The sequence below is a fragment of the Enterobacter cloacae complex sp. P12RS genome (assembly GCF_014895875.1).
Taxonomy (GTDB): domain Bacteria; phylum Pseudomonadota; class Gammaproteobacteria; order Enterobacterales; family Enterobacteriaceae; genus Enterobacter; species Enterobacter bugandensis.
Genome location: NZ_JADBQO010000032.1, coordinates 84,921 through 104,847 on the forward strand (window position 1 = coordinate 84,921; position 19,927 = coordinate 104,847).

At 53.3% G+C, this 19,927-nt stretch carries 24 protein-coding genes; 7 read left to right on the plus strand and 17 right to left on the minus strand.

Annotated features, from left to right (window positions below):
- Position 1 precedes the first annotated feature (1 nt).
- Positions 2-316 carry a primosomal replication protein N gene (gene priB / locus IM284_RS17780; protein ID WP_028015270.1) on the minus strand — a complete coding sequence of 105 codons (315 nt, stop codon included), beginning with the start codon at positions 314-316 and terminating at the stop codon, positions 2-4.
- A 6-nt stretch (positions 317-322) separates the two neighbouring features.
- Positions 323-718, minus strand: coding sequence for a 30S ribosomal protein S6 (gene rpsF / locus IM284_RS17785; protein ID WP_014068637.1), 396 nt, complete (start codon positions 716-718; stop codon positions 323-325).
- Between the two features lie 341 nt (positions 719-1,059).
- On the opposite strand from rpsF, the gene yjfY reads away from it, so the two are divergent.
- Positions 1,060-1,335 (plus strand): DUF1471 family protein YjfY, encoded by a 276-nt coding sequence (gene yjfY, locus IM284_RS17790; protein ID WP_041911476.1) that lies wholly within the window; start codon positions 1,060-1,062, stop codon positions 1,333-1,335.
- A 139-nt stretch (positions 1,336-1,474) separates the two neighbouring features.
- Here the strand turns inward: yjfY and IM284_RS17795 are convergent, their stop codons facing one another.
- The 6 genes from IM284_RS17795 to ulaA are packed head-to-tail and all read right to left on the minus strand — an operon-like array spanning position 1,475 to position 5,882.
- The gene (locus IM284_RS17795) at positions 1,475-2,161 is read right to left on the minus strand and encodes an L-ribulose-5-phosphate 4-epimerase (protein ID WP_047366982.1); all 687 of its coding nucleotides are present in this window, start codon (positions 2,159-2,161) and stop codon (positions 1,475-1,477) included.
- Complete coding sequence (locus tag IM284_RS17800) at positions 2,154-3,014, minus strand: L-ribulose-5-phosphate 3-epimerase (protein WP_045259632.1); 861 nt, start codon at positions 3,012-3,014, stop codon at positions 2,154-2,156. Before IM284_RS17800 ends, IM284_RS17795 begins: the two co-directional genes overlap by 8 nt.
- A 9-nt stretch (positions 3,015-3,023) precedes the next feature.
- Positions 3,024-3,674, minus strand: coding sequence for a 3-keto-L-gulonate-6-phosphate decarboxylase UlaD (gene ulaD, locus IM284_RS17805; RefSeq protein WP_023334265.1), 651 nt, complete (start codon positions 3,672-3,674; stop codon positions 3,024-3,026).
- Between the two features lie 12 nt (positions 3,675-3,686).
- Complete coding sequence (ulaC, locus tag IM284_RS17810; protein WP_045259633.1) at positions 3,687-4,154, minus strand: PTS ascorbate transporter subunit IIA; 468 nt, start codon at positions 4,152-4,154, stop codon at positions 3,687-3,689.
- A 9-nt stretch (positions 4,155-4,163) separates the two neighbouring features.
- Positions 4,164-4,469, minus strand: a complete 306-nt coding sequence (ulaB, locus tag IM284_RS17815; protein ID WP_003856022.1) for a PTS ascorbate transporter subunit IIB — start codon at positions 4,467-4,469, stop codon at positions 4,164-4,166.
- Positions 4,470-4,481: 12 nt separating this feature from the next.
- Complete coding sequence (gene ulaA, locus IM284_RS17820) at positions 4,482-5,882, minus strand: PTS ascorbate transporter subunit IIC (protein ID WP_193055851.1); 1,401 nt, start codon at positions 5,880-5,882, stop codon at positions 4,482-4,484.
- A 358-nt stretch (positions 5,883-6,240) separates the two neighbouring features.
- On the opposite strand from ulaA, the gene ulaG reads away from it, so the two are divergent.
- Together ulaG and ulaR are read left to right on the plus strand one after the other, a co-directional pair.
- Positions 6,241-7,305 carry an L-ascorbate 6-phosphate lactonase gene (gene ulaG, locus IM284_RS17825; RefSeq protein WP_006810379.1) on the plus strand — a complete coding sequence of 355 codons (1,065 nt, stop codon included), beginning with the start codon at positions 6,241-6,243 and terminating at the stop codon, positions 7,303-7,305.
- A 110-nt stretch (positions 7,306-7,415) separates the two neighbouring features.
- A complete protein-coding gene (gene ulaR, locus IM284_RS17830; RefSeq protein ID WP_024907324.1) occupies positions 7,416-8,171 on the plus strand; it encodes an HTH-type transcriptional regulator UlaR in 756 nt (251 codons plus the stop codon).
- On the opposite strand, the gene yjfP is transcribed toward ulaR, so the two are convergent.
- The gene (gene yjfP / locus IM284_RS17835; protein WP_047366981.1) at positions 8,168-8,890 is read right to left on the minus strand and encodes an esterase; all 723 of its coding nucleotides are present in this window, start codon (positions 8,888-8,890) and stop codon (positions 8,168-8,170) included. The two genes, ulaR and yjfP, sit on opposite strands and share 4 nt — an antisense overlap.
- A gap of 137 nt (positions 8,891-9,027) precedes the next feature.
- On the opposite strand from yjfP, the gene bsmA reads away from it, so the two are divergent.
- The 3 genes from bsmA (at position 9,028) to IM284_RS17850 (ending at position 11,884) form a co-directional block, all read left to right on the plus strand.
- Positions 9,028-9,357 carry a biofilm peroxide resistance protein BsmA gene (gene bsmA / locus IM284_RS17840; protein WP_072058716.1) on the plus strand — a complete coding sequence of 110 codons (330 nt, stop codon included), beginning with the start codon at positions 9,028-9,030 and terminating at the stop codon, positions 9,355-9,357.
- A gap of 136 nt (positions 9,358-9,493) precedes the next feature.
- On the plus strand, positions 9,494-9,781 hold the full coding sequence (gene yjfN, locus IM284_RS17845) for a DUF1471 family protease activator YjfN (RefSeq protein ID WP_032644956.1): 288 nt from the start codon (positions 9,494-9,496) through the stop codon (positions 9,779-9,781).
- Between the two features lie 171 nt (positions 9,782-9,952).
- On the plus strand, positions 9,953-11,884 hold the full coding sequence (locus tag IM284_RS17850; RefSeq protein WP_047366979.1) for a methyl-accepting chemotaxis protein: 1,932 nt from the start codon (positions 9,953-9,955) through the stop codon (positions 11,882-11,884).
- Here the strand turns inward: IM284_RS17850 and IM284_RS17855 are convergent.
- Entirely contained in the window at positions 11,881-13,503 is a 1,623-nt protein-coding gene (locus IM284_RS17855) for an isovaleryl-CoA dehydrogenase (RefSeq protein WP_047366978.1), read from the minus strand. The two genes, IM284_RS17850 and IM284_RS17855, sit on opposite strands and share 4 nt — an antisense overlap.
- Before the next feature lie 194 nt (positions 13,504-13,697).
- Here IM284_RS17855 and IM284_RS17860 point away from each other — a divergent pair, with 194 nt between their 5' ends.
- Complete coding sequence (locus tag IM284_RS17860; RefSeq protein ID WP_047366977.1) at positions 13,698-14,972, plus strand: MFS transporter; 1,275 nt, start codon at positions 13,698-13,700, stop codon at positions 14,970-14,972.
- Between the two features lie 33 nt (positions 14,973-15,005).
- Here IM284_RS17860 and IM284_RS17865 read toward each other — a convergent pair whose 3' ends face one another.
- The 7 genes from IM284_RS17865 to IM284_RS17895 form a co-directional block, all read right to left on the minus strand.
- Complete coding sequence (locus IM284_RS17865) at positions 15,006-16,169, minus strand: glutathionylspermidine synthase family protein (protein ID WP_047366976.1); 1,164 nt, start codon at positions 16,167-16,169, stop codon at positions 15,006-15,008.
- Positions 16,170-16,171: 2 nt separating this feature from the next.
- A complete protein-coding gene (locus IM284_RS17870; protein ID WP_072058719.1) occupies positions 16,172-16,786 on the minus strand; it encodes a DUF1190 domain-containing protein in 615 nt (204 codons plus the stop codon).
- A gap of 9 nt (positions 16,787-16,795) precedes the next feature.
- Positions 16,796-17,188: a DUF350 domain-containing protein gene (locus tag IM284_RS17875; RefSeq protein WP_047052621.1), complete on the minus strand. Its 393-nt coding sequence runs from the start codon at positions 17,186-17,188 to the stop codon at positions 16,796-16,798.
- 19 nt (positions 17,189-17,207) lie between these two features.
- Positions 17,208-17,861 (minus strand): DUF2491 family protein, encoded by a 654-nt coding sequence (locus IM284_RS17880; RefSeq protein WP_047366974.1) that lies wholly within the window; start codon positions 17,859-17,861, stop codon positions 17,208-17,210.
- A complete protein-coding gene (locus IM284_RS17885; protein WP_193055852.1) occupies positions 17,842-18,927 on the minus strand; it encodes a potassium channel family protein in 1,086 nt (361 codons plus the stop codon). The genes IM284_RS17880 and IM284_RS17885 overlap by 20 nt, the downstream gene beginning before the upstream one ends.
- Positions 18,927-19,625, minus strand: a complete 699-nt coding sequence (locus IM284_RS17890; RefSeq protein WP_047364102.1) for a PspA/IM30 family protein — start codon at positions 19,623-19,625, stop codon at positions 18,927-18,929. The genes IM284_RS17885 and IM284_RS17890 overlap by 1 nt, the downstream gene beginning before the upstream one ends.
- A 16-nt stretch (positions 19,626-19,641) precedes the next feature.
- Positions 19,642-19,927, minus strand: a 286-nt coding sequence (locus IM284_RS17895; RefSeq protein WP_193055853.1) for a DUF2170 family protein, incomplete at its 5' end; no start/stop codon positions are given.

Below are 19,927 nucleotides of genomic sequence, written 5' to 3' on the forward strand. Positions count from 1 at the left end.
GCTAGTCTCCAGTATCTATCAAATCAATCTGCTCGGCATGCAGAACCATTTTGCTCAGGCCGTTCTTTGCCTTGTGGCAAGAGATGAACCCCTGAACGATTACTGCGCTACCGACCGTTAAACTGTGAGTAATGGCCTGGTTTTCGTGTCCGCTAATAATAACGGGCATTTGGCACCACGCCTGCCGGTGAAACCCGGCTTCCTCTTGCACAGAACGATGCTCAAGCACGAACTGGCAATGCGGAATTCCTGATGGACTGACCTTTCGAAGGGGAGCCCTGCATACGATGCCGGACAACGCCAGACGGTTGGTCATCAGAAATTACTCTTCAGAATCCCCAGCATCAGAATCATCTGCGGTTTCGTTTGCGAAATCATCGCGACGCTCACGGCGCTCGTCTTTCGCTTTAACCATCGGAGATGCTTCGGTAACTGCGTTTTTGGTACGCATAACCATGCTGCGGATAACGGCATCGTTGAAGCGGAAGGTAGTTTCCAGCTCATCGATCACTTCCTGCGGCGCTTCAACGTTCATCAGAACGTAGTGTGCTTTGTGCAGTTTGTTGATCGGGTAAGCCAGCTGACGGCGGCCCCAGTCTTCCAGACGGTGGATCGTACCTTCTGCACCAGTGATGGCAGCAGAGTAACGCTCGATCATACCCGGAACCTGTTCGCTCTGGTCAGGATGGACCATAAAAACGATTTCGTAATGACGCATCGAATTGCTCCTTACGGATTATTCAGCCTCCTGTCTGGGTCAGCCGAGGCCCGGGGAGGCAAGGAACGTGTTAAAGGTCGGCTGAAAAATTGACGCGTCATAATACTTGCCCCCCCCAGGAAACTCAAGCTGATTGCACAAATAATTCGCACAAAGCGTAAAGCTGGTCTAAGTGGGTGATTTAAAATTAATCGCATCAGGAAGCGTTGTTTTTTTGAACAACTGCATCAGAAATGGTCACGCATCCCCGCCGGAGGAATGATTACACTTTAATCAGAGATCAGCTGAATTAAAGAAGGAGTATTCCCCCTCACACAGCACGCAGTCGTGGAGCGCATATCATGAAAAAAATCGCAGTAGCCATAATGGCGGCGCTTTTGCTCAGTGCAAACGCGATGGCAGCCATCAAAATAGACGGCCGGCAGGCCAGAAACATGGATGATGTGCATAGCTTAGGCGTAATCTATATCAATCATAATTTCGCCACTGAAAGCGAAGCAGATCGGGCACTAAATGAAGAGACCGATGCCCAGGGCGCAACCTATTACCACGTGATGTTAACCCGTGAGCCCGGCAGCAACGGCAATATGCACGCCAGTGCAGATATCTACCGGTAACCTTTAACGCTAGCACCAGGAAAGCCAACAACGAGAACATAGCCATAGTTGACGTTGCCCCCTGTCCGGGGGCTTTTTTTTATGAATGGCTCCGGAATACCACCGGTTACAACTGTTTTCGGTATTCCAGAGCACTTATTCACTTCTGCCCGTAGTAGGCATTCGGGCCGTGCTTGCGCATGAAATGCTTGTTCATCAGGTAATCGTCAATGCCCTGAAGCTGTGGATTAATGTCGCGGGCAATCCACGCCATGCGCGCCACTTCCTCCATGACAACCGCATTATGAACGGCGTCGTGGGCATCTTTTCCCCAGGCGAACGGGCCGTGCTGATAGACCACAATACCCGGCGTATGCAGCGGTTCAGTTTCACCCAGCGTTTCAATAATCACCTTGCCGGTGTTGCGTTCGTACTCCCCTTCTACTTCAGCCTGCGTTAATGCGCGCGTGCAGGGGATGTCGCCAAAGAAGTAGTCCGCATGCGTTGTTCCCAGCGCCGGAATCGCCAGCCCCGCCTGTGCCCAGGCGGTGGCGTGCGTGGAGTGGGTATGCACAACGCCACCCAGCGATGGATAACGCTGGTACAGCGCCAGATGGGTCGCCGTATCAGAAGAAGGACGCCATTTGCCCTCAACGACGTTTCCTTCGAGGTCGACCACCACCATATCGTCCGCTTTCATGGTTTCATACGCCACGCCGCTCGGCTTGATCACAACCAGACCTTGTTCACGGTCGATGGCGCTCACGTTGCCCCAGGTGAACGTTACCAGGCCATAGCGCGGCAGATCCATATTGGCCTCAAAGACCTGCTGTTTCAGCTTAAGCATGTTCAGCCTCCAGTAACCCCGCGCGCGCCATACGCTCGCGCACCCAGTCCCGCGCTTTTGCCACTTCCGCAGCCGGATCGTCTGACGTTTCGCTCCACATCTCAATCAGATAAGGCCCGCAATACCCTGTCTGTTTGAGCGTCTCGAAGCACCGTTCGAAATCCACCACCCCGGTGCCGAACGGTACGTTTTTAAACACGCCAGGGCGGGTATCTTTGACGTGCACCGCCACGATATGCCCGATGCCCGCCTGCAGCTCCATCTGCACGTCGTTATCCCAGGCCGACAGATTGCCGATATCCGGATAAAGCTGGAACCAGGGGTTATTCAGATAGTGCGCATAGCCCAGCGCCTTGCTGATGGAGTTCATCAACGGGTAGTCCATGATCTCCATCGCCAGCGTGACCTGCGCGCGGCTTGCCATCTCAACGCTCTCTTTCAGGCCGTCACGGAAACGACGGCGCGTTTCGTCGTTGGCTTCCTGATAGTAGACGTCGTAACCCGCCAGCTGGATCACGCGGATGCCGACATCCTGCGCAAAACGAATGGCTTTGCGCATGATCTCCAGCCCTTCAGCGCGTACGGCATCGTCTTCACTGCCGAGCGGGAAACGGCGGTGGGCGCTCAGACACATGGACGGCACGCGCACGCCGGTTTCGGCAATGGCGCCCACCAGCGCCAGGCGCTGCTCGCGACGCCAGTCCAGGCGAGAAAGGCGCACATCCGTCTCATCCACGGACATTTCGACAAAATCGAAACCCAGCTGTTTTGCCAGCCGTAACCGCTCCAGCCAGCACTCCCCTGCAGGGAGTGCCTTTTCATAGATGCCAAGCGGGACCTGTTTTGACAACATACCCGCTCCTTAACCCCAAAGCTGAGCGATTGAGCGTTTGAACTGACGCGCCGCTTCCACCGGAGATGCCGCGTCGCGAATGCTGCGGCCAGCGATAAAGACGTGAATAGGGATGCCCTGGAACAGCGGCAGATCTTCCAGCGCCAGGCCACCGGTGACGGTGACTTTGAAGCCCATATCCGCCAGACGCTTAATCGCGCTGATATCCGCTTCGCCCCACGCCACGCCTGCGGCTTGCGCATCGCGGCTGCGGTGATACACCACCTGCTGGATGCCCGCATCGCGCCACTCCTGCGCCTGCTCCCAGGTCCAGAAGCCGGTCAGTTCAATCTGCACGTCGCCGTTAAACTCTTTTGCCACGTCCAGCGCGCCTTTGGCGGTGTTGATATCCGCACAGCAGATCACGGTGACCCAGTCGGCGTTGGCTTCAAAGCACATGCGGGAAAGGATTTTGCCTGCGTCAGCAATCTTGGCATCCGCCAGCACGATTTTGTGCGGATAGAGCGCTTTCAGGTCACGAACGGCGCGCACGCCTTCGCCCACGCACAGAATGGTCCCCACTTCGATGATATCCACCTCTTCCGCAATCAGGCGGGTGGTTTCGTAAGCGTGAGACAGCGTCTGGTTATCCAGCGCAACTTGCAACATTGGTAATGACATGTTCAATTCCTCTTAAACGGCCGCCGCAGTGGCGTTATCAATTAAATCCAGCACTTCCTGCGCGGTGCGGCAGGCGCGTAAACGGTCAAAATTGGCTTCGTCATCAAACAGGTTGACGATCTGCATGATACCCACCTCCTGGTGGGTGTTGGCATCAACGGCCGCCATGGTGATGAGAATATCGACCGGGTCGTTATCTTCGTGGTTGAACACCAGCGGCGTTTTCAGCGTCACCAGTGCAAAACCGGTTTTCTTGACGCCCTCTTCCGGGCGGCCGTGCGGCATGGCCAGGCCCGGCGCAATCACGAAATAGGGGCCGTGCTGCGCCACGCCATCCAGAATGGCCTGGTAATAGCGCGGCTCGACAACGTCCGCTTTAACCAGCAGATCCACACTCAGCTTCACCGCTTCCTGCCAGGTGCTGGCGTCGGCCTGTAAAAGGATGGCGTTATTCTCTGCCAGCGAATCACGTAGTTTCATGTGGCGTCCTTACTTCACGTCTTGTGGGAAGTGTTCTTTGATCACTTCCAGCAGTTTTGGCCCGAAATCCGCAGGCGACAGCATGTTGCGCACGCCTACCACATATTTGTTGCCCGACACGCTAATCTCACCGGCAATATGAGTTGAAGCGATGATGATGTCCGCGCCGTTCAGTTCACTTTTGTATTCACCCACTGCGCAGCTGTTCACCGTGTGGTCGATGTTTGACTGGGTCAAAAACTGGTCCACTTTCATCTTCATGATCATGGAGCTACCTTGCCCATTGCCACACACAGCCAGGATACGTACGGTCATAATCGAAACTCCTTAATGAGCAGACACTTCTGCTGTTTGTTTTTCCGCATCTTCTTCAGCTCGCAGCGAACGGCCAGCGAAGAACATATAAGCCAGAGCAATCAGGATGATGACGGCCATAAAGGCCAGACCGACGGAGGCAAAGCCCTGCATCATCGGCGGTGCCAGAATTGACCAGTCCGCCATGCCCATCCAGGCGCTCATACCGGTGAGCTTGACCGCCCACACGCAACCGAAGATTTCCACCATGCCCATCACCAGGCAGATCTTGAGCGCCGCGCGCCAGCCGCCGAAGTGGTTAGCAAACACGCCAATGGTGGCGTTGGAGAAGAACATCGGGATAAAGCCAGGAATGATCAGGATTGAGGAGCCGCAGCCCACCAGGATGCCCACCGCAATCAGCTGGCCGATGGTGCCCCACATAAAGCCCCAGACGACGGCGTTTGGCGCAAAGCTATAGATAGCCGCACAGTCAATCGCCAGTACCGCACCAGGGGTCAGGCGCTGAGAGATGCCGTTAAAGGCTTCCGACAGCTCGGCGACGAACATACGCACGCCCTGAGTGATGATGAAAATCGCTACCGCGAAGGAGAAACCGGTCTGCAGGATATAGACCGTCCAGTGGGTTTTACCCGCCATCGCCTGCACGACGTCAATGCCGAAAGAGAGCAGAATGGCGCCGAAAAAGAGGGTCATCACAATCGCCGTTGAGACGATGTTGTCGTGGAAGATATTCAACCAGCCAGGCAGTTTGAGGTCTTCGACACTCTCCTCTTTTTTGCCCAGGTACGGCGCAACTTTATAGGCAATCCAGGCGGCAAACTGCTGCTGATGACCGATGGAGAAGCCACAGCCGTCGGTCACGATCTGCGTTGGCTTGTACATCATGTTGGAGGTGATACCCCAGTAGAGCGAGACCAGCACCGCGGTGCAGATAATCGTGGTCCACATTGGGTAACCGAAGATATAGAGAGAAACCGCGATCAGCCCCGCCTGCTGGAACATGATATGCCCGGTGAGCATGATGGTGCGAATGCCGGTAATGCGGCGCAGGAGCACGTAAATGATGTTCAGCGCCAGCGCGAGCAGCACCGCATACCCCACCCAGCTATAGGCATCACCCATGCGATCGATGGTCGCCATCATTGAGGCGTACGTATCAGAGATAGCGCCGTTGATGCCATACACTTCCGACATTTTGGCGACGACCGGCTTAAACGTGCTGGTCAGAATGCCTGACCCCGCCTGCAACAGCATGAAACCGATAATGGTTTTGATGGTGCCTTTAATAATCACGCTGACGCTTTTGCGCAGCAGGATGTAACCCAGGCACGTCACGATACCCAGCAACAGCGGGGCGTTGGTCATTACCTGATTAAAGAAAACGGTAAAGACGTTGTAGAGGATCTCCATAACTCTCTCCAGAAATGAGAACACGAGGGGCAATCCCTGTGCGGTTGGTGCCATCACTCTATTAATCACAAATAATCACCACAAGATTGCATTTGATTATTTGTGACGCATCACGCAATTTATTTCCATGCTGTTAGTAATGATTTTCACTACCGCACCACAAAAATAAATTAATCCTTATAATTCATCAAATTAATGTTTAATGCAGGATAATCTAACAAGTAAAGAGTGGAGAGTCCGTGAAGTCGCGCAGATAAAATTCCGCATTTTCACCATTGCAAAGCACGTCAAATAGTGCCAGCATTAATCATAACGAATCATGATGTGATTATTTTTGATTAAACCAGGAGTCAAAACGATGAGTAAAGTGAAAACCATTACCCGTGAATCATGGATTCTGAGCACCTTTCCGGAGTGGGGTAGCTGGCTGAACGAAGAGATCGAGCAGGAACAGGTTGCTCCTGGCACGTTTGCAATGTGGTGGCTGGGCTGCACCGGTATCTGGCTGAAATCTGAAGGCGGTGCCAATATCTGCGTCGATTTCTGGTGCGGCACCGGCAAACAGAGCCACGGCAACCCGCTGATGAAAAAAGGCCACCAGATGCAGCGTATGGCCGGCGTGGAAAAGCTCCAGCCGAACCTGCGCACCACGCCGTTTGTGCTTGATCCTTTTGCCATTCGCCAGATCGATGCCGTGCTTTCTACTCACGATCACAACGACCATATCGACGTGAACGTGGCGGCAGCGGTGATGCAAAACTGCGCGGACGACGTACCGTTTATCGGGCCGCAAACCTGCGTAGATCTCTGGATTGGCTGGGGCGTGCCTAAAGAGCGCTGCATCGTGATGAAGCCTGGCGACGTGGTGAAAATTAAAGACATTGAAATCCACGCGCTGGATGCCTTTGACCGTACCGCGCTGATTACCCTGCCGGCCGACCAGAAGGCTGCTGGCGTACTGCCAGACGGCATGGACGAGCGTGCGGTGAATTACCTGTTCAAGACGCCGGGCGGCTCCCTGTATCACAGCGGTGATTCCCACTACTCTAACTATTACGCGAAGCACGGCAACGAACATCAGATTGACGTGGCGCTGGGCTCGTACGGGGAAAACCCGCGCGGTATTACGGACAAAATGACCAGCGCCGATATGCTGCGCATGGCGGAAGCGCTCAACACCAAAGTAGTGATCCCGTTCCACCACGATATCTGGTCAAACTTCCAGGCCGATCCGCAAGAGATCCGCGTGCTGTGGGAGATGAAAAAAGACCGCCTGAAGTACGGCTTCAAGCCCTTTATCTGGCAGGTAGGCGGCAAGTTCACCTGGCCGCTGGACAAAGACAATCTTGAGTATCACTACCCGCGCGGCTTCGATGATTGCTTCACCATTGAGCCAGATCTCCCGTTCAAATCCTTCCTCTGATTGTGAGGCCACATCGCCAGACCCTGTGTCTGGCGATTTCATATTTATTTTAGTAATTTCATGCTATTTCAAATATCATCTTTTCAAATCAATTCTTATCGGAATAGCTCATGACGGAAGCGCAACGGCATCAAATTTTACTGGAACTCCTGGCGCAAACAGGGTTTATCACCGTCGAGAAAGTGATCGAACGTTTAGGGATCTCCCCCGCCACCGCGCGGCGAGACATCAACAAGCTGGATGAGAGCGGCAAGCTGAAAAAAGTCCGCAACGGCGCAGAAGCCATCAGCCAGCAGCGTCCACGCTGGTCGCCGATGAATATTCATCAGGCGCAGAATCACGATGAAAAGGTAAGGATTGCCAGAGCGGCATCACAGCTGGTGAACCCCGGTGAGAGCGTCGTCATCAACTGCGGCTCCACGGCGTTTTTGCTGGGCCGTGAAATGTGCGGCAAGCCGGTGCAAATCATTACCAACTATTTGCCGCTGGCTAACTACCTGATCGATCAGGAACATGAAAGCGTGGTGATCATGGGCGGCCAGTACAACAAAAGCCAGTCCATCACGCTCAGCCCGCAAGACAGCGAAAACAGTCTCTACGCCGGGCACTGGATGTTTACCAGCGGCAAAGGCCTGACCGCTGACGGCCTGTATAAAACCGATATGCTGACCGCGATGGCGGAACAAAACATGCTCAACGTGGTGGGCAAGCTCGTTGTGCTGGTCGACAGCAGCAAAGTCGGTGAACGCGCAGGCATGCTGTTCAGCCGCGCAGAACAGATCGACATGGTGATCACCGGCAAAGGGGCGAACCCCGAGATCCTCCAGAAGCTGGAAGATCAAGGGGTGAAAGTCCTGCGCGTTTAAAGATGCTTGCGGAAAAACGCCACCGTGGCGTCCAGCGCCGCTGGCGTGATGCGGTGGCGGACGCCTGACTCCCACAAACAGGTCAGATTAGCGTCCAGTCCTTCATTCTTTAACGCCTGCTGCAGGCGGAAGGTTCCATCGGGCGGGACAACATCGTCCGCGTCACCGTGCCATAGCAGCAGCGGGCGATCGGCCAGGCGCGGCAATGCCCGGGTCACTTCCCACTCTGCCAGCATCGGCATAATTTCCGTTAAATCCTGAGGGGGGAAAAGCGTCTTCGCCAGCGAGGTAAAATAGCCCGAGCCCATCAGACAGGCAACAGACCGTACGTCAGGATGATGCGTCATAATCCCCAGCGCCGTCATGCCGCCCATCGACGCCCCGGCCACCGCCAGCCGATTATCGGCCACCAGCCCAGCCTCATAGAGCGCATCGCGCAACCCAGCAAACTCGGTCAGGCTGCCGTGCAGAATGTGCCAGAACTGCCCCAGTCGCGCCCGCTCATTGCCCGTAAAGCGCGCGCCGTGGTCAGGCGCATCCGGCATTACCACCCGAAAACCTGCCTGAGCCAGCGCCACTGCAAAATAACTGTAAACCAGTTTCGATGAGGTAAACCCATGATAAAAAACCACAACAGGCAGCGATTTATCACGTTTCCCTGCCGGCACAGCGTGTAAAATTTCATGGTCGCCGAGATGGCGTATTTCAATTTCAATCATTGTCGACCCTGTACGAATGAATGATTCATAATGTTGAGAACTGGATTACGGTTTGACGCTATTTTCATTCGAAAATTACGTCCCAGATAACACTTCGGGAACATTCCCCCAAAACTAAATTCGCAGACAACTACACTATGGCTAACAGGAAACGAGATATGGTTATGCACAGGTTTGCTGCTTTATTGCTGATGTTTCTGCTCAGCGGCTGTAGCGCACTGCAGGGTACACCGCAACCCGCTCCCCCGGTTGCCGATCATCCGCAGGAGATTCGTCGTAATCAGACGGAAGGATTACAGCGAATGGGCACCGTCTCCGCGCTCGTTCGCGGTTCGCCGGATGACGCAGAAGACGCAATAAAGGCACAAGCCGTCGCTGCCAAAGCAGATTATTACGTCATTATTATGATCGACGAAACCATCATAACGGGACAGTGGTATTCACAAGCCATTTTGTACCGGAAATAATGGTTTACCTTTGAACGACATTTACACTGCTTTGCGTCCATAGACATTTTCCTGTCCACAATAAACTCCATGCCAGCGACAAGGAATGGGAGTTTATTCGCGAAGGATTGCCCGGCGGATACCGGAAATATGTGAAATGGAGCTGACGATGAAACGAACTCTTGCTTTGACCTCTCTGTTGCTCTCTGCAGGCCTGGTGAGCACCACCGCGCAGTCAGCAGAATTCGCCAGTGCGGATTGCGTAACAGGTCTGAATGAAATAGGCCAGATCTCCGTCAATAACATTCCGGGGAGCCCGCAAGACGTTGAACGTATCGTGGCATTAAAGGCCGATGAACAGGGCGCGTCATGGTATCGCATTATCCAGATGCAGGAAGATAACCATATCGACCAGTGGCGGGTACAGGCCATTCTCTACGTATAAATCCTTCCTGATAAAAGCCACTTATTTTTAGTGGCTTTTCGTTTTTGCAAATTTTTTATCTAATTTAAAACCACTCTAAAACAATAAAATAACATTTTGTTACATTAATTCAGTAAACGTAATCTCCGCTCTGCCGTTGAAGAACCATACCTTTTCAATGATGAGCAATTTATGATCAATGTTTTCCGCCGTGCGGGCCTTGGAACAAAGCTGTCGCTGCTGACGGGCGTCAGTGTCGCCACGCTGTTTCTGCTTTTCACTTTCCTGCTCAGCCAAAAAGCCAGCCAGCAGCTTGAAGCCCTCGCGGTAGAAGATCTGCATAATCAGTCCACCGGTATGGTCGACATGGTGCAGATGTTTAATACCAGCCTGAGCGAAGAAGTCGAAAGCTACACCAGACTGTTTACGACATTTCTGCCTCAGCCGTTTAGCGTCGATACTCAGCAGACCCGGACCATAAACGGGCTCGCCGTTCCCCTGCTGAAAGGGGGCGACGCTGAACTCCATGAAAATACAACGTTTTCTGATGATTTTCTGAGCCGTACGGGAGCGATCTCAACGCTGTTTGTTCGCAGCGGTAACGACTTCATTCGCGTTGCCACCTCCCTGCGCAAAGAGAATGGCGATCGCGCTATGGGGACGGTTTTGGACACGAGCAGCCCGGCGTTTGCCTCCGTCACGAAAGGCGAGGTATACCGCGGCCTGGCGCTCCTGTTTGGCAAGCGCTACATAACCCAGTACCAGCCCGTGAAGAACAGTGAAGGTCAGGTTATCGGGATCATCTTCGTTGGGGTGGATATCACTCACTCCTGGAATGTCATGCGCGAGAAAATCCTCAACCGCCGCCTGGGCGAGAGCGGGCACTTCTTCGTGCTGGACCGCAGCAACGGCAAAACGCGCGGTCAGTATCTGTTCCACGCCAGCGAAGAGGGAAAACTGCCGAAGTGGGATAGCGCCACCCAACAGCAGCTGTTGAGCGATTCCTCAGGCTCGCTGGAACGCGTAAGCGACGACGGTCGCACGCTGAAAATGGCCTATACGCCGCTGCCCGGCTGGAACTGGACCATCGTCGGTGAAGTGGATAAATCAGTCCTGCTCTCAAGCGTTAACGCTATGCGCGACCGTTTCCTGCTGGCCGGCGTAGCGTTGTCTGTCCTCTTCGCGGGCCTGTTTGTGATACTTATTCGCCGGATGCTGACCCGTCCGCTGCGTAACGTGATTGACCTTGCCCGCCAGTATGCCGCGGGCGATCTACGCTCCAGCCTGCCCGTGACCCGCCAGGACGAGGTTGGCCAGCTGGTTGAAGCCATTAACGGTATCGGCGATGGGCTACAAAAAATTGTCCTGCAGGTCCGCGAGGCCGCGGGCGAGATCCATCTGGGCACCAATGCGCTGGCCTCCGATACCGGAGACATCTCCGAGCAGATCAACAAGCAGGCCAGCAGCGTTGAGGAGACCTCCGCCAGCATGGAGCAACTGGCCGCGACCGTGCAGCAAAATGCCGCCAACATGGAGCAAACGCAGCAGCTGGTAGGTGAAACCTCGCGCGCGGTTCATCAGGGTGGTGAAACGGTGACCCATGCGGTTGCCACCATGGACGACATTCGCGAAGCGTCAAAACGTATCGAAGACATCACCCGCGTGATCGAGTCCATCGCGTTCCAGACTAATATTCTGGCGCTGAATGCGGCGGTAGAAGCGGCACGCGCAGGCGAGCATGGAAAAGGTTTTGCTGTGGTCGCGCAGGAAGTTCGCGCCCTGGCAGGTCGAAGCGCCAACGCGGTGAAGGAGATTGAACATCTGATTGGCGATACCCTGCGAAAAGTGGGCGAAGGCCATGCGCTGTCTGAACAGACGCGTCTGGCGATGGATTCCATCATCGTTCATATCGACAACATCAGCCAGCTGGTCACGGAGATTAACCACGCGTCACGCGAGCAGTCCGCGGGGATCGGCCAGGTCAATCTTGCCATGACCCACATTGGCGAAGCGTCGCATATCAATGCCGATCGCATCTCACGCAGCGAGCAAACCGCACGCACGCTGCGCGAGAAAGGGTCACACCTTACCCAGCTGGTCAGCCTGTTCCAGCTTAAACGCTAGCCAACCCTGCCCGTGGCGCGCAGCAGCAGATCGCTTTGCACCTGCACATTCATGAGCGTACCGCCACGGGTATCCAGCATCATGCGGCACCACGCCTGCGCCACGGGCGGCGATGCGTGCCGCAGCATCTGGCTGCCGGCCCCCAGCAAAAAGAGCTGCTGAGCGATCTCCCTCCCCTGCGCCTCCTGCGGTTTACGCAGCTTTTGCTGAAGCTGCCGCCAGCTGCGGTCAAAGTGTCTGTCCTGCCCTTTGACCTGGGCAAACTCGTCGGCAAGCAGGTCGTGGATACCTGACTGCTTCGCCAGCACCCGCAGCACGTCCAGGCACATGATATTGCCCGATCCTTCCCAGATGCTGTTCACCGGCATCTCGCGATACAGGCGTGGAAGTTCATTCTCCTCGCAGTACCCGACGCCGCCGAGTGCCTCCATCGCCTCCGCCACGAACGGAATGCCCGCTTTGCACACGCTGAATTTTGCGGCCGGGGTAAAAAGCCGCGCCCAGGCGGCCTCCTGCGGGTCGGTGCGGTTATCCCACGCCCGGGCCAGACGGAACAACAGCGCCGTATGCCCCTCCAGCACCAGCGCCATACGGCTTAGCACTTCACGCATTAGCGGCTGATCGATAAGATTTTTGCCGAAGGTCTGACGCTGATGGGCGTGGTACAGCGCCACGGAAAGCGCCCGGCGCATTAGCCCGTGGCTGCCCAGCGCACAGTCGAAGCGCGTCAGCCCGCCCATCTTCAGGATTTGCCGCACGCCTTCTCCCTCTTCACCCAGCAGCCAGCCGGAGGCATCGAGGAACTCCGCCTCGCTGCTGGCGTTCGAGCGGTTGCCGAGCTTGTCTTTCAGACGTTCCAGCCGTACGGCGTTGCGCTGTCCGTCGGGTAAGAAACGCGGGACAAAGAAGCAGGACAAACCGCCTTTCGCCTGCGCCAGCACCAGATGCGCATCGCTCTGCGGCACGGAGAAAAACCACTTGTGGCCCACCAGTCGGTAGCTGCCGTCGCTGCATTTTTCCGCTCTGGTGGTGTTGCTGAGCACGTCCGAGCCGCCCTGCTTTTCCGTCATTCCCATGCCGATCAGCAGGCCGCGCTTTTGCCCACCCGGTGCGAGATGGGGATCGTAACGGTCGCTCATCAGCGGCGTTAACCATTCATGAAACGGTTTGGGCAGCGACTGCTGCAACAGCGGCGTGGCGGCGAAGGTCATGGTCACCGGGCATAACGTCCCCGCTTCTACCTGAGCATGGAGCACGAAGCGCGCGGCCCTGGCGACGAAAGACCCTTTTCGTGCCTCTTCTTCCCATGCCAGATTATGTACCCGGTTAGCGCAGAGCCCCTGCATCAGCAGGTGCCATGCCGGATGAAAGCGAACGTCATCCAGCCGCTCACCCGTGGGGTCGTAGCGTAATAGCTCCGGCGGATTCACGTTCGCCAGCCTGCCCAGCTCCAGCGACTCCGCCGTGCCTAACTGCTGTCCGATGCTGGCAAGAAGATCCATATCCCACTCGGCACCCTCGCGCGCAACCGCGTCGCGCAGGGCGCAGTCAGAGAGGAAAAGGTTGCTGTTAGAGAGTGGGGCTGGTTGATTAAAAACGGTATGGGTCTGCCAGTGCATGCTGTCTCCCTCCTTCAGTGGCAATGAAGGTAAGTATGGACAGACCGTATGAACGCTGCATGGGAGTGAGGTCACACGATGGCGATCCCGCTGATATCATTCGTGAAATAGCTCACAGAACATAAGAATAAACTATTTCATTACTTCGCTTATGTTGAATAATTTATTCTTAACCCGTCTTTGTGAGGATCGTTATGCAACAGGACGCGCACAAGCGTGCATTAATTGCAGGCTCCATTGGTAACTTTATCGAGTGGTATGAATTTGCGGTCTACGGTTTTCTGGCGACCGTAATTGCGAAGAACTTCTTCCAGCTTGAGGGAGAGGCGGGACTGACCAGTCTAATCCTCACCTGGGCCTCGTTTGCCATTGCCTTCTTCTTCCGTCCGCTGGGTGCGGTGGTATTTGGCCGCATTGGTGACAGGATAGGCCGAAAACCGACGCTGATTATTGTGCTGGTGCTAATGACGCTCGCCACCACGGCCATCGGCATCGTGCCCGTCTACGCCAGCATCGGCATTGCGGCACCGCTGATCGTTACGCTGCTGCGCATCCTGCAGGGTCTGTTCGCGGGCGGCGAGTACGGCGGTGCGGTCTCGCTGATGACGGAGTTCGCCCCGCGCGGCAAGCGCGGTCTGTACGGCGCGTGGCAGTCCTTTACCGTGGCGCTCGGGCTGTTAGCGGGCGCAGGTATTGTCGCGCTGCTCTCTGCCCTCCTCACGCCTGAAGCCCTGCACGACTGGGGCTGGCGCATTCCATTCTTCCTTGCCCTGCCGATGGGCGTGGTCGCGCTGTGGCTGCGGGTGAGCATGGAAGAGACGCCGAGCTTTGTGCAGCAGAAGGAAAAAGCGGTCATTGCTCAGGCCAGTACTTCCGCCACGCTCAAAACCATCCTGATGGGCATTGGCCGCGTGATGGTCTGGTCCGCGGCGGGGTATACCTACCTCGTGATCATGCCGACCTATCTGCAGTCGGCGCTGCACACCGGGTTTAATCAGGCGCTGCTGATAGCGGTGATTTCTAACATTGGGTTTGCGCTCACCATCATTCCGTCGGGAATGCTGAGCGACAGGATCGGGCGGCGAACGGTGATGATTATGGCCACCGTGCTCCTGCTGATCCTCGCCCTGCCGCTGCTGAAAATTTTGCAGGCGGAGTCCAGTACGATGGCGGTCAAAGCGATTGTGGTGCTGATTGCGGGCGGTCTGGTGGGCATGCTGGCGGGGCCGGGGCCGGCGATGCTGTCTGAGATGTTCCCGACGCGCGTGCGCTATACGGGACTGGGGCTGGCCTATTCGTTATCGAACGCGATTTTTTCGGGCTGTGCGGGGTTAATCATTACCGGGCTGATTAAGCAGACGGGCAACCTGGACATTCCGGCCTATTACGTGATGGCAACGGCGGTGGTGAGTATTTTCGCGCTGATGACACTCAGGAAGAATGACCATTTACGGTCGTTAGAGGAGTGAACTTCAGAGCTGGGGTTTTCACCCCAGCTAAAATTAACCCGCTATGTAGTGGGGAATAAAACGCGAGGTGTCTTTCGTTATCAACGATCCGTCTTCACGAATACCGATTCCGGCAGGTTCATCATCGACCACCCAACTTCCTATCAATGTATAGCTGTTGCCAAAACGCGGTAATGCCTGGAAGCCCTGATAAATCATAGGTTCGTTTGCATAATCACCAGCTTCACTCTCAACAATATTGCGCTGCGCGTCAAAAATAGTCACATTTCCTCCTTCTCGTGAAAAAAGGGGCTTACGGACTAACGGAACGCCATTTGGAATCGACGTTAATTCATCTTCAAACCACGCAGGAAGAAGGTTGGGATGCCCTTCAAAAAAGCGCCACAAAAGGGGTAAAATACCCTTATTGCTGATGACGCTTTTCCAGAGTGGTTCCAGCCATTGCTCTCTTCTGGCACACAGCAGCGGACCATTTTCATCACGCATCATCCATTCCAGAGGGTAGAGCTTAAACGCACGCCGGATAACATTATCATCAATGTCCGTTAAAAAACCGCCAGTGCCCAGGCCAATATCGTCCATATAGATAAAGCGGGTGTTCAGTCCGGCCTGGACGGCGCAATCTTCCAGATAGAGAAGCGTGCCGCGATCCTCCTCACTCTCTTTGCAGCAGCAGAAGTAGAGTGGAATGTCGGTGGCTAGTTCTGCAAATCGAGCGACAAGCTTATCCTGAATGGAATTAAACTGATCGGCGTCTCGAGGAATGATCCCAGCGCGACGTGCGTCCTCCATCCATTGCCACTGAAAATAGGCTGATTCATATAGGGACGTCGGTGTGTCGGCATTGTATTCCAGCATTTTGACACTACCTTCATTAGTCCATACGAAGTCCATACGGCCATACAGTGAAGGATCCTGGCTCTGCCAGCTTTCCGCAATGGCATCCCAGTAAAGCGGCGGGATGGCTAACTGCGTCATCAATTCTTCACTTTTTACCGCACGATCCACCACATCCAGACACATTTGATGCAGTTCAGCCGTGGGTTTTTCAATTCTTTCTTCAATCTGCTGTAACGTAAAGCGGTAGGCACGGCTCTCATCCCAGTAAATTTCATCGTCGATAATATGAAAATGAAAACCATGGTCGCGGGCAATTTTGTCCAGCCCCGGACGAATAGGAACGTCATGACGTAACATAATTACCCTCCCCAGCTTCCACGGGCACTGGATGAGCGCCCATATCCACCCCGAGAGATTGTTGATACGCGCTTTGTTGTATAGCCCATTTGACTGCCGGCCTGCTTACCGGAGTGCCAGACATAGGATGAAGAATTTCGCCACACGGGACGGGAAGAGTAAAATGAACCTCCACTTGTATACCTGTACCCTTCATCAGCGTCTTCTCTGACTTTTTTATTAAGTAAAAATCCTGACAGAACCGGTATCCAGCTATTTTCGATATTGTCGTAATAGCAGTTCTCGAATTGACGTATGCAGTCTTCCCTTGACATATTTTTCGGCATATCTGCTTCAAATTTAGCTTTCGCATTGTTCCATGCATCGCTGCAAACCTGAGCGCTATTGCCATCGTCAACGCACGCTTGCGGCGATGCGTAAAACACGCCATCACCGTCATTATCATCAGCCGAACTATCGCACCCCTTCAGGGCGATAAATGCTGCACCGCCCATAATTGCCAGCGTCAAATACTTCCCGCTTTTGCGCTTTGAGGGTGAAGAGCGGAACGCTGCATCTTGGCTTCCTGATGCAGATCGAATCGGACTAGACTTCCGTGTTTTTTTCTTTTTAGCCATGTTCATTTATTACCATGTCATGCAGGCAGCATTTAAGATCCCGCCAGCCAGTGCTGCCATCCCCATAAATAATCCTGCGGCGTAGTGGCGGTTGACGATTTTTTCACTAATGTTCGGCATATAAATGCGTACGCAGCCATACACCAGTAATTGTACGACTAGCGCAACGCATCCCCATATCAGGTAATCCGGCATGCTAACCGAGTTTACGGCAGCGCTGGACAGAGGAATCACATACCCCAATAGCGTGCCACTGAATGCTGCCGCCGCCGCCAGGTTATTTTCTTTAATCAGTTTCCATTCATCATGTGACGTTATTCTTGAGTAGATGAATAAGAATATGACGGTCATCGCCAGACCGGTTAAGAAGTAAGAAAGAAAAGCAAATAATGAACCCAGCATGGTTTACATCCCCAGAAAGTTATCCAACAATGTTTAGCGAAGTGAGTGGAATATCCACACCTACGGCATACGAAAAGATCCACTCTGGCTCGCTATTATCACAAAATGTCTCTTCGCCAGTTAGCAAAAGGTACTCATACAGATCGGCAGTCGCCTCCCTCTGATATGCCATCATGAAATTATGCACATCCCATTTTTCGTTCTGGTTATTTTCAACGTGTTCCAGCAGGTAAACCGGTTCAACGTTCCCCTCCTCATTCTCGTTAAATATTCTTGTCCAGTCTCGTTCATTCCATTGCAGACTGGGTCTGCCAATTAAAGCTGCACCAATCTCTTTTTGCCATTGTTTCTCCGAAGCAATACCAAAGCTATCCTGATAAATAAAAAGCTTAATATCATCAATACTTTCCCTTTCCATACCACCAGTAGTATTTATCTGCAAAAACTCATCACCAGACGTGTAATAACGATAAATACGACAACCCGCGCCAGCTTCAATCACGCTGCTAGCTGCAATGGTATATTCCTCTTCTGGTAGTTGAGTCAAAAAACGGGCGGACAGTCGAAATGTCAGCGTATCAAGTGTAAACGCCGCACGTTGATGTAATCCCAATGGGCCACGCATCACTGGCTGAGGTGTTTTATTAAATAAATTAAAAAATAAGTTCCGCATGACTTTTCCCTATGTTCTGCCAGCACACCTCATTCGACGAAATGCGACTATTGCCGATTAAATGCAACCACATCCCTCCTCTAACCTCTGTGGAGATCTCAGGGTTAAGCTCCATACCACGACCATTTTTACAGTGGCTAATCCCCAGCACCGTCGCATCATGTTGCAGTTTCATGTAATGCATTAACGCACCATAAGGTATACAGGAAACCGATGTGGGTACCATCAGCGTGTAACCCGTATCACCCAGCATCGGGTTCATGATTGACGCTACGGATTGAGAAGAGCCAGGATCCTGGATCGAACGGGAAAGCTGTTCGGCTGAAAGATTGCGAACAATCTCTATTGTTGGGCAATGGGTCTCCAGTAAGCCTGCGTAGCGTTCATCCTCAAGATAAGCAACGATATGGCAATGCGCTGGCGCATCGCTTACCAGTGAGAGTGTGGCCGTAAAGGTTTGTTCATCGGTGCTGGCAAAAATGACTACACATGAACAATTTACTAACCCCATCCGTTTTTGCTCTTTCGGATCGCTGTAATTACTTACTTTGAGAAAATCGACATATAAATTATCGGATAAAGGATGCGCTATATCCTGCTGCTCACACAACACTACGCGACTAAATACCCGCTGCTCATCATAAAGCAGCAATGAGATCATTTTCTCTGTCTGATGACCGCGCCAGCCAATCACCAAAACATGGTTATATAGTGAACTAAAATTGCACATTCCTGCTATTCCTTTAGCTAATAATCCCTGTACTAACGCGATGATTTTGCCCATCAATGCGCCGAAAAGCCCAACGCCGATAGGGATTTGCCAGAGAGCTGTGAACAACTTCCCTGCTTCGCTCTGAGGACTCAAATCTCCAAAGCCAATCGTCGCCCCAACCACTGAGCTGTAATAAACAAAATCACTTATCCGGCCAACGAGGGTCGTCTCTCCCAACCAATGAAAGACAATAAAGCAAAGCAAATAATGCCCGGCAAACAAGCACAGCAGCGCTGTCCAGGTAAGCCGGAATAAATGTTGCCTGCAAACATTCACGACCCAGGAGAGAAACATTACAGAGCCTGCGTAAGTTTTAACCGTTCAAGAACTGCCTGTGCGGAGCTTGTTCCTGTGGTACCCACGCCTGCCTGCGCGAGTTTCTCTTCAAGCTCACGTCCATCCGCCACTTTTTCCAGTTGCGCTACCGCATCCAGTTTGGCCTGACGTTCAGCCTGACGCGTCTGAAGTCTTTTTAAAGACTCTGCGGCCGTCGTTACGTTCGATGTTGCTCCAACCGTTGACGTCGTCACGGCCTGTTGCGCCCGCTGCATGGCTTCCGTGGCTTTAACAACCTCCAGCTGCTGTTCAAACTGATTAATACGTTGTGAAGTAATAGCTACGGCTTTTTCAATATTATTTCTTGAGGTTTCAAGAGAGTCCAAAACCTGTGCTTCACGAGTAATGGTATTCTCAAGTCGGGCGATTTCTTCTGCAACCTCGTTTAGCAGCGCAGCATCAATATTCTTGCTCATTCCTTCTATCGCTCGTGACTCAAGATATTGCTTCCGCTCCCGCAACTCGGAAAGCTTGTCATTACTGAGCTTCACCCGGGCAAGCAGATCAACCCGGGATTTGCCTGCTTTATCAAGCTCAGCTTTTGCATCCCGGATGTGCTGCTCCAGCATCCGAACGCCCTGCGCTTCTTCTATCGCTTCATCGGCCTGATTGAGTAGTGATTTACCCAGTGTAAAAAGATTCTTCAAGATGCCCATACCTTTCCCTTACCTGTTAATTTATAAATTCTTGTGTAAGCTCAGCCAAATCCAGCGCATTCTCCGCAAGGGTTGTAATTTCCAGAATAATATCCTCAAGAGAAGAACTTACGGATAAGGCACCAAAAGCGACATAATATTCATCATGCTGAATTTGCGAAATTCCAACAGAAGATAAGGGAAGCATTTTTTGATTACGTAATAAGAAGAGGTTGAAGTCAGCCTGGCGCTTAATGTCATTAACAGGACATATATAGGTTTCAATGATAACTTGCTGGGATGTAATAAAAATACTTAATGGC

Excerpts from the sequence above, each read along its gene's own strand:
- IM284_RS17875 (WP_047052621.1), bottom strand. The coding sequence starts at position 17,188 with ATGCTGGGTTCATTATTTGCTTTTCTTTCTTACTTCTTAACCGGTCTG.
- yjfP (WP_047366981.1), bottom strand. The coding sequence starts at position 8,890 with ATGATTGAAATTGAAATACGCCATCTCGGCGACCATGAAATTTTACAC.
- IM284_RS17890 (WP_047364102.1), bottom strand. The coding sequence starts at position 19,625 with ATGGGCATCTTGAAGAATCTTTTTACACTGGGTAAATCACTACTCAAT.
- IM284_RS17860 (WP_047366977.1), top strand. The coding sequence starts at position 13,698 with ATGCAACAGGACGCGCACAAGCGTGCATTAATTGCAGGCTCCATTGGT.
- IM284_RS17885 (WP_193055852.1), bottom strand. The coding sequence starts at position 18,927 with ATGTTTCTCTCCTGGGTCGTGAATGTTTGCAGGCAACATTTATTCCGG.
- IM284_RS17800 (WP_045259632.1), bottom strand. The coding sequence starts at position 3,014 with ATGTTGTCAAAACAGGTCCCGCTTGGCATCTATGAAAAGGCACTCCCT.
- bsmA (WP_072058716.1), top strand. The coding sequence starts at position 9,028 with ATGGCTAACAGGAAACGAGATATGGTTATGCACAGGTTTGCTGCTTTA.
- rpsF (WP_014068637.1), bottom strand. The coding sequence starts at position 718 with ATGCGTCATTACGAAATCGTTTTTATGGTCCATCCTGACCAGAGCGAA.
- IM284_RS17880 (WP_047366974.1), bottom strand. The coding sequence starts at position 17,861 with ATGCGGAACTTATTTTTTAATTTATTTAATAAAACACCTCAGCCAGTG.
- ulaA (WP_193055851.1), bottom strand. The coding sequence starts at position 5,882 with ATGGAGATCCTCTACAACGTCTTTACCGTTTTCTTTAATCAGGTAATG.
- IM284_RS17855 (WP_047366978.1), bottom strand. The coding sequence starts at position 13,503 with ATGCACTGGCAGACCCATACCGTTTTTAATCAACCAGCCCCACTCTCT.
- ulaB (WP_003856022.1), bottom strand. The coding sequence starts at position 4,469 with ATGACCGTACGTATCCTGGCTGTGTGTGGCAATGGGCAAGGTAGCTCC.
- yjfY (WP_041911476.1), top strand. The coding sequence starts at position 1,060 with ATGAAAAAAATCGCAGTAGCCATAATGGCGGCGCTTTTGCTCAGTGCA.
- priB (WP_028015270.1), bottom strand. The coding sequence starts at position 316 with ATGACCAACCGTCTGGCGTTGTCCGGCATCGTATGCAGGGCTCCCCTT.
- IM284_RS17850 (WP_047366979.1), top strand. The coding sequence starts at position 9,953 with ATGATCAATGTTTTCCGCCGTGCGGGCCTTGGAACAAAGCTGTCGCTG.
- yjfN (WP_032644956.1), top strand. The coding sequence starts at position 9,494 with ATGGAGCTGACGATGAAACGAACTCTTGCTTTGACCTCTCTGTTGCTC.
- IM284_RS17870 (WP_072058719.1), bottom strand. The coding sequence starts at position 16,786 with ATGGCTAAAAAGAAAAAAACACGGAAGTCTAGTCCGATTCGATCTGCA.
- ulaR (WP_024907324.1), top strand. The coding sequence starts at position 7,416 with ATGACGGAAGCGCAACGGCATCAAATTTTACTGGAACTCCTGGCGCAA.
- IM284_RS17865 (WP_047366976.1), bottom strand. The coding sequence starts at position 16,169 with ATGTTACGTCATGACGTTCCTATTCGTCCGGGGCTGGACAAAATTGCC.
- ulaD (WP_023334265.1), bottom strand. The coding sequence starts at position 3,674 with ATGTCATTACCAATGTTGCAAGTTGCGCTGGATAACCAGACGCTGTCT.
- ulaC (WP_045259633.1), bottom strand. The coding sequence starts at position 4,154 with ATGAAACTACGTGATTCGCTGGCAGAGAATAACGCCATCCTTTTACAG.
- ulaG (WP_006810379.1), top strand. The coding sequence starts at position 6,241 with ATGAGTAAAGTGAAAACCATTACCCGTGAATCATGGATTCTGAGCACC.
- IM284_RS17795 (WP_047366982.1), bottom strand. The coding sequence starts at position 2,161 with ATGCTTAAGCTGAAACAGCAGGTCTTTGAGGCCAATATGGATCTGCCG.